The sequence below is a fragment of the Inquilinus sp. YAF38 genome (assembly GCF_052113205.1).
GTDB lineage: Bacteria > Pseudomonadota > Alphaproteobacteria > DSM-16000 > Inquilinaceae > Inquilinus.
Genome location: NZ_JBFRCU010000045.1, coordinates 49,768 through 55,767 on the forward strand (window position 1 = coordinate 49,768; position 6,000 = coordinate 55,767).

General features: G+C 71.1%; 5 protein-coding genes. All 5 read left to right on the forward strand.

Annotation, left to right across the window (positions count from 1 at the left end):
- Positions 1–17 precede the first annotated feature (17 nt).
- Positions 18–1,454: a UDP-N-acetylmuramate--L-alanine ligase gene (gene murC / locus AB4Z01_RS20320; protein ID WP_441696726.1), complete on the forward strand. Its 1,437-nt coding sequence runs from the start codon at positions 18–20 to the stop codon at positions 1,452–1,454.
- On the forward strand, positions 1,451–2,368 hold the full coding sequence (locus AB4Z01_RS20325) for a D-alanine--D-alanine ligase (RefSeq protein ID WP_441696729.1): 918 nt from the start codon (positions 1,451–1,453) through the stop codon (positions 2,366–2,368). Before murC ends, AB4Z01_RS20325 begins: the two co-directional genes overlap by 4 nt.
- On the forward strand, positions 2,356–3,222 hold the full coding sequence (locus tag AB4Z01_RS20330) for a cell division protein FtsQ/DivIB (protein ID WP_441696732.1): 867 nt from the start codon (positions 2,356–2,358) through the stop codon (positions 3,220–3,222). The genes AB4Z01_RS20325 and AB4Z01_RS20330 overlap by 13 nt, the downstream gene beginning before the upstream one ends.
- A 36-nt stretch (positions 3,223–3,258) precedes the next feature.
- Positions 3,259–4,521, forward strand: a complete 1,263-nt coding sequence (ftsA, locus tag AB4Z01_RS20335; RefSeq protein WP_441696735.1) for a cell division protein FtsA — start codon at positions 3,259–3,261, stop codon at positions 4,519–4,521.
- Positions 4,522–4,631: 110 nt separating this feature from the next.
- Positions 4,632–6,000, forward strand: a 1,369-nt coding sequence (ftsZ, locus tag AB4Z01_RS20340; protein WP_441696738.1) for a cell division protein FtsZ, incomplete at its 3' end; no start/stop codon positions are given.

Genomic DNA, 6,000 nt, shown 5'->3' on the forward strand with positions numbered 1-6,000 from the left:
GTTTAGGAGTACCGCCGATGAGGCAGATGCCGCTCGACATTGGGATGATCCACTTCGTGGGGATCGGCGGCATCGGCATGAGCGGGATCGCCGAGATCCTGCACAATCTCGGCTATTCGGTGCAGGGCAGCGACGTGGCCGAGGGCGCCAATGTCCTGCGCCTGCGCAAGGCCGGCATCGACGTCAAGATCGGCCATGCCGCGGCCCATCTCGGCGACGCCGCGGTGGTCGTCATCTCCTCGGCGGTGAAGAGCGACAACCCGGAGGTCAAGGCCGCCCGCGCCGCTTCGATCCCCGTGGTGCGCCGGGCCGAGATGCTGGCCGAGCTGATGCGGCTGAAATGGTCGATCGCGATCGGCGGCACCCACGGCAAGACCACCACCACCAGCCTGGTGGCGGCGATGATCGACGGCGCCGGCATGGACCCGACCGTCATCAATGGCGGCATCATCAACGCCTACGGCACCAACGCCCGGCTCGGCCAGGGCGACTGGATGGTGGTCGAGGCCGACGAGAGCGACGGCACCTTCACCCGGCTGCCGGCGACCATCGTCGTGGTCACCAACATCGACCCCGAGCATCTCGACTTCTACGGCGATTTCGACTCGGTGAAGGCGGCGTTCGAGCAGTTCGTCACCAACACCCCGTTCTACGGCTTCGCCGTGCTCTGCATCGACCATCCCGAGGTGCAGGCGCTGATCTCCCGGGTCACCGACCGGCGCATCGTGACCTACGGATTCAGCCCGCAGGCCGACATCCGCGCGATCGACTTTTCGATCGAAACGCGCGGCTCCCGCTTCACCGCCGTGCTCCAGGATCGGCAGTCCGGAAAAAGCCGTTTGATACGCGATATTGTGTTGCCAATGCTCGGCCAACACAATATCCAGAATGCATTGGCCGCTATCGCCGTGGCCCATGAGATGGGAATGGACGACGGGCAGATCATCGAAGCGCTCGCTCGGTTCAGCGGTGTGAAGCGCCGGTTCACCAAGACCGGCGAGTCGGGCGGTGTGACGGTGATCGACGATTACGGCCATCATCCGGTGGAGATTGCGGCAGTGCTCAAGGCGGCCCGGGCCGCGGCCCAGAAGCACAAGGTGATCGCAGTGGTGCAGCCGCACCGCTACAGCCGGCTGGCCAGCCTGTTCCAGGAATTCTGCACCTGCTTCAACGATGCCGACATCGTCGTGGTCGCGGATGTCTACGCCGCCGGCGAAGCGCCGGTCGAAGGCGCCACCCGCTCGGCCCTGGTCGAGGGGCTGCGCGACAGCGGCCACCGCCGGGTGATCCCGCTGCCGGGCCCCGAGGCGCTGCCGCAGCTCGCCTACGACCTGGCCCAGCCGGGCGACTTCGTGGTCTGCCTCGGCGCCGGCAACATCACCGCCTGGGCCAACGCCCTGCCCGGCGAGCTCGACACGCTGCGCGCCAAGCGCACCGCGGGGGCGAGCCGATGACGAAGTCCGTTGCAGTCCTCTACGGCGGCTGGTCGGCGGAGCGCGAGGTCAGCCTCGTCTCCGGCAAGGCCGTCGCCGTGGCGCTGCGCGGGCGCGGCCATCGGGTCGAGCTGATCGATGTCGGCCGCGACCTCGAGGCGCTGCTGCGCGCCCTGCGGCCGGCGCCGGACGTGGTGTTCAACGCCCTGCACGGCAAGGGCGGCGAGGACGGCACGATCCAGGGCGTGCTCGACATGCTGGGCCTGCCTTACACCCATTCCGGCGTGCGGCCCTCGGCGATCGCCATGTCCAAGCCGGCGACCAAGCAGGTGGTCGGCGCCGTCGGCATCCGCACCGCCCGCGGCGTGGTGGCAAAGCCGGAGCAGGTGGCCGAGCGCCATCTGATGGAGCCGCCCTATGTGGTCAAGCCGGCGGCCGAAGGCTCCAGCGTCGGCGTCCGCATCGTCCGCGCCAACGACAACGTGCCGGCGATCGACCTCGCCGGCTGGGGCTATGGCGATGCGCTGGTCGAGGAATACATCTCCGGCCGCGAGCTGACCGTCGGGGTGATGGGCGACCGCGCCCTGACCGTGACCGAGATCGCGCACACCCACGCCTTCTTCGACTACGACGCGAAATACACCGAGGGCCACGCCGTCCACACCCTGCCGGCGCAGGTGCCGGAGGAGGTCTCGGCCGAAGCCATGCGCCTGGCGCTGCTGGCGCACCGGACGCTGGGCTGCCGCGGCATCAGCCGCACCGATTTCCGCTGGGACGACAGCCGGCCGGGGACCGAGGGGCTGTACTTCCTCGAGATCAACACCCAGCCGGGCTTCACCCCGATCTCGCTGGTGCCGGAGCAGGCCAGGCACATCGGCGTCGACTTCGCCGATCTGTGCGAATGGCTGCTGGAGGACGCGGCATGCGGTCGCTGAGCGCCGAGCCCGACGCCGCGCGCCGGCGCGGCAGCGGCGGCACCTCGGTCCGCCGCAAGCCGATGGATCGGCGCCGGGCGGCGGCGCTGCGCCTGGGCGGCATGGCGCTGGGCGGCATCGCCGTGTTCGGCCTGCTGGCCGCGCTGTGGACCAGCGGCACGCTGACCGCGGCCGGGCGCGGCATCCACGGCGCGGTGATGGGCCTGACCGTGGCGGCCGGCTTCTCGGTGCAGGAGGTGCTGGTCGAGGGCCGGCGCTCGGTCGATGGCGGCGTGATCATGGCGGCGCTCGGCGTCGGCCGCGGCGACCCGATCTTCGACCTCGACCCCGACTCGGCCCAGGCGGCGCTGCTGGACGTCCCCTGGATCCGGTCGGCCAGCGTCGAGCGCCGGCTGCCGGACACGGTGTTCGTCCGGATCGAGGAGCGGATGCCGCTGGCGCTGTGGCAGAACAACCAGAGCTTCAGCCTGATCGACCGCGACGGCCATGTCCTGCCGGTGCCGTCGGTGGCCGATTATCCGGACCTGCCGATGGTGGTCGGCGGCGATGCGGCCGCGACCGCGGCGGCGCTGATCGACGCGCTGTCGAAGACGCCGGACATCGCCCGCCGGATCCGCTCGGCCATGCGGGTCGGCGGCCGGCGCTGGGACCTGACGCTCGACAACCACGTCACCGTAAGGCTGCCGGACGGCGACGTCGCCCCGGCGCTGGCCCGGCTGGACGAGGCGCAGCGCAAGGACTCGGTGCTGGACCGCGACATCGTGGCGGTCGACCTGCGCATGGGCGACCGCATGGTCATCCAGCTCACCCCCGCGGCGGCGGCGCAGCGCGCCCCGACCAAGGACAAGTCGTGATGGGTGGCGCGGATGGCTCTCATGGGATTTAACGCGATGCGCCGCCCCCGCACCCGCGCCCGGGGCTCGATCGTCGCCGCGGTCGATCTCGGCACGACCAAGGTCGTGTGCTTCATCGCCCGCGTCGTCGACGAGGGCAAGGCCCAGGTGATCGGCATCGGCCACCAGGCCAGCCGCGGCGTCCGCGCCGGCTCGATCGTCGAGCTCGACGCGGCGGAGAAGACCATCGCTTTGGCGGTGCAGGCGGCCGAGCAGATGGCCGGCGAGACCGTCAACGAGGTGATCGTCAACCTCTCCGGCGGCCATCCGGCGTCGCAGAGCCTGTCGCTCCAGGTGCCGGTCGGCGGCCGCGAGGTCACCGACAACGACCTGCGCCGCGCCGCCCGCGCCTTCAACGGCAGCATCGCCACCGACGCCGAGGTGATCCACGCCGTGCCGATCAGCTACGGCCTCGACGAGGTCCGCGGCGTGCGCGACCCGCGCGGCATGGTCGGCGAATCCCTCAGCATCGACCTGCACCTGATCACCGCCAACACCGGCGCGGTGCGCAACCTGACCGCTTGCGTCAACCGGGCCCATCTCGAGGTCGAGAGCGTCATCCTCTCGCCCTACGCCTCGGGCCTGGCCTGCCTGGTGCCGGACGAGCGCGAGCTGGGCTGCACCGTGATCGACATGGGCGGCGGCACCACTTCGCTGGCCGTGTTCATCGAGGGCCGGCTGGTCTTCGCCGACTGCCTGCCGGTCGGCGGCGCCCACGTCACCAACGACATCGCCCGCGGCCTGACCACGCCGGTCGTCCATGCCGAGCGGATGAAGACGCTCTACGGCTCGGCCCTGCCCTCGGTCGCCGACGACCGCGAGGTGATCGACGTGCCGCAGGTCGGCGAGGAAGAGGACAGCCAGCCGACCCATGTGCCGAAGAGCCTGCTGACCGGGATCATCCAGCCCCGGATGGAGGAGATCTTCGAGATGGTGCGCTCGCGGCTCGAGGCCAGCGGCTTCGACAAGGCCTTCGGCCGCCGCGTGGTGCTGACCGGCGGCGGCTCGCAGCTGCAGGGCGCGCGCGAGCTGGCCCAGCTGGTGCTGGACAAGCAGGTCCGCATGGGCCGCCCGCTGGGCCTCGACGGCCTGGCCGAGGCGACGGCGGGGCCGAGCTTTTCGACGGCGACGGGCCTGCTGGCCTACGCCATTTCGGGGCCCGCCGACCTGGTCGGCTCGGGCCCGGGGCTGGAGGAGAGCGGCGCCGCGGGCGGCGGCTTCTTCAGCCGGATCGGAGGGTGGTTCCGTGACAACCTCTGAGCCAAGACCAATCAACCCGGCACGCCTGACCATCCGGGGCGATGCCGGGAGCACGGATCGGGCGGATGGAAGCGGACCGGGTGAATAGGGGACAGTAGGGGAGCATCGACATGATCAATCTCAGCATCCCGCAGGGTGATATCAGCCTCCAGCCGCGGATCACCGTGGTGGGGGTCGGCGGCGCCGGCGGCAACGCCGTCAACAACATGATCCGGGCCAACCTGGCCGGGGTCGAATTCGTGGTGGCCAACACCGACGCGCAGGCGCTGGCCGGCTCCGCGGCGCAGAAGCGGATCCAGCTCGGCGCCGGGCTGACCCAGGGCCTCGGCGCCGGGTCGCGGCCCGACATCGGCCGGGCCTCGGCCGAGGAGGCGATGGAGCACATCGTCGCCCATCTCGACGGCGCCCACATGGTGTTCATCACCGCCGGCATGGGCGGCGGCACCGGCACCGGTGCGGCACCCGTGATCGCCCGCGCGGCGCGCGAGCAGGGCATCCTGACCGTCGGCGTGGTCACCAAGCCCTTCCACTTCGAGGGCGCGCACCGCATGCGCATGGCCGAGCAGGGGCTGCAGGAGCTGCAGCAGTATGTCGACACCCTGATCATCATCCCGAACCAGAACCTGTTCCGCATCGCCAACGAGAAGACGACCTTCGCGGACGCCTTCCGGATGGCGGACGAGGTGCTGCATTCGGGCGTGCGCGGCGTCACCGACCTGATGGTGCAGCCGGGCCTCATCAATCTCGACTTCGCCGACATCCGCACGGTGATGGCGGAGATGGGCAAGGCGATGATGGGCACCGGCGAGGCCGAGGGCGAGCGCCGCTCGATCAGCGCCGCCGAGGCCGCGATCTCGAACCCGCTGCTCGACGACATCTCGATGAAGGGGGCCAAGGGCGTCCTGATCAACATCACGGGCGGCCTCGACATGACCCTGTACGAGGTCGACGAGGCCACCAACCGCATCCGTGACGAGGTCGACCCCGACGCCAACATCATCTTCGGCTCGACCTTCGACGAGAGCATGGAGGGCAAGGTCCGGGTGTCGGTGGTCGCGACCGGCATCGACATGGCGATCAACCAGGCGCAGCGGTCGCAGACCTACAGCACCACCACGCTGCCCTCCGGCGACCGCGCCCGGCCGCAGCCGGCCGGCGCTTCGGCGCAACAGCCGCAGCCCCAGCCGCAGCCGATGATGCCGGCCCGCCCGGCGGCGGTGACGCCGCAGCGCTTCACCATGGCCCAGCCGGCGCCGAAGCCGGTCGCCCCGGCCCCGGTCGAGCAGGCCCCGGCCCCGGCCTCGATTGAGGCAGCGCCGGAGCCGGACTATGCGGCCGAGGACGAGGCCGAGCCGGCGGTCGCCGAGATGCAGGAGCCGGCGGTGCAGCAGGCCCGGGCCCCGGYGGCGATGTCGGCGGGCGCACGCCCGGGCTTCGGCGCGGCGCGTCCGGCCCCGATGGCCGCCCCGCAGCCGGCAC